Annotated in this window: 1 rRNA gene; it reads right to left on the bottom strand. The window is 40.3% G+C overall.

Annotation, left to right across the window (positions count from 1 at the left end):
• Positions 1-206: 206 nt before the first annotated feature.
• Positions 207-404: ribosomal RNA gene (locus tag K0040_RS20355) — 16S ribosomal RNA — on the bottom strand; the annotation flags it as partial.

Genomic DNA, 404 nt, shown 5'->3' with positions numbered 1-404 from the left:
GACAAATCCCATTGCTCAAAGTTTGATATTTTTAAAAGTTATCTTCTTTATATGATATATTTTTTAAGAAGTTTATCTTCTTCTTTATATAATGTCATATCACTAAATGTTATGCAGTTTTCAAAGTACTAAAGCACTTACTAAATAAGTACTAATTGAGTGTTCAAAGAACCCTCAAAATTAAACAGTAGGTTAATTCTCCCTAGAAAGGAGGTGATCCAGCCGCACCTTCCGATACGGCTACCTTGTTACGACTTCACCCCAGTTATTGATTTCACCTTCGACACTCGCTTCCCAAAAGGGTTAGCTAAGTGGCTTCGGGCGCCCCCAACTTCCGTGGTGTGACGGGCGGTGTGTACAAGACCCGGGAACGCATTCACCGCAGCATTCTGATCTGCGATTAC

This window comes from Terrisporobacter petrolearius (genome assembly GCF_020748185.1).
GTDB lineage: Bacteria > Bacillota > Clostridia > Peptostreptococcales > Peptostreptococcaceae > Terrisporobacter > Terrisporobacter petrolearius.
The sequence above is the reverse complement of the archived record's forward strand: the minus strand, read 5'-3'. Positions and strand labels throughout refer to the sequence as shown.